Origin of the sequence: Myxococcus sp. CA023, assembly GCF_010998615.1 — a bacterium.
Lineage (GTDB): Bacteria > Myxococcota > Myxococcia > Myxococcales > Myxococcaceae > Myxococcus.
This window is the reverse complement of sequence record NZ_JAAEAH010000177.1, coordinates 1-1,227: the sequence shown is the minus strand read 5'-3', so window position 1 is coordinate 1,227 and position 1,227 is coordinate 1. Positions and strand designations below refer to the sequence as shown.

At 66.2% G+C, this 1,227-nt stretch carries 1 protein-coding gene; it reads right to left on the bottom strand.

Annotation, left to right across the window (positions count from 1 at the left end):
* Nucleotides 1-22: 22 nt before the first annotated feature.
* The coding region (locus F8M74_RS37140; protein WP_203330849.1) for an ISAs1 family transposase at nt 23-1,227 on the bottom strand (1,205 nt) is incomplete at its 5' end.

The following is a 1,227-nucleotide window of genomic DNA, read 5'->3' as shown; positions in this document are numbered from 1 at the left end:
GCAGGGTACCCGCACGATAGGCCTATGAAATGACGAGGGTGAGGAGGTGGGTGCGGTAGGTGTCGTCGTGACCAGCCTGCCGCACGCGTCTGGGCAGACTTGCCTTGAACGAGGTGTCAGCCTTCAGGACGGCGAGAGCGGCTCGGCGTACCACGGCGAGGTTCTGAGCGCCTGGGCCGTTGTGGATGCGCGTGGCATCCTCATGCAGCACGACGTCCAGACGCTGATGCAGCCCACTTTCCACCTCCCAGTGCGCACGCACGAAGGTCGCCATGGCTGCGGCATCGGAGGGCTCGCGGGTGCTGACGAAGAAATGCAGCTCGCGGCTTGTCTCGGTGCCGTTCAGCGTAACGACAGAACGCTCTCGAACCAGCGCCAACACACTCCTGGCGTGCGGCAGGTAGTGCTGCACGCGGGGGAAGTGCTTCACGTCGAAGGCCCAGCCACGCCGTTGCTCTTTTCGGCCATGGCCTGCTTCCTCCCCGCTGTCCGTGCGTGAATCGCACAAGGACTCTGCCCGTGCCTCATCCAGCACGTCTTTGCCGCCCACGACGCACAACGTCTCGCACACCGTGGCGTGCACGGGCCCCCGGTTGCCCTTGAGGGCCAGGACATAGCCTCCCCCAGCATTCACGATGCCGTCGGCCAGGACGCCCGTCAGAAGGTTCGCGTCGCCTGTCACCACCGTGTCGGTCAACTCCAGCAGGCTCAGCAGGTCCGCGGCTACCGCTGCCTCACTCGAGGCACCACCTGGCGCGGGCGCCAGCCCCACCAGGAGGCTGGCGCGACCCTCGACCAGATAGGTGTGAACAAGGTGCATCGGCACGCTCGACGCGCCCGTCGTACGTGCCCCCCGTAGACTCTTGCCGTCCACGGCGACCTGCTGCACTCCGCTCGAAGGCAGCGCGCGCCGTGCCGCCACATCCCTCATCCAGACCGAAAACCCCTCCGCGAAGAGTTCCGCGTCCAGTCTCCCCATGACACGCTCCAGGGTATCGGCGGACGGCGTCCCGGGGCTATCCCAGGGACACAGCTTGCGCAGCCATGCCTCTTTCAGTCGCGCAAAGTCCGCGGCCCCCTGCCATCCAGGCATGTCGCTCAGCGCCGCTCCAAAGACGATGAGCAGCAACAGTTCGAGCGGGAAGACCACTTTGTGCGCGTGCCGCCTCGGGTCCTCCACCGCCGCAAAACGCGCAAAGAGCAGCAGGGACATCCCATCACTCGAGG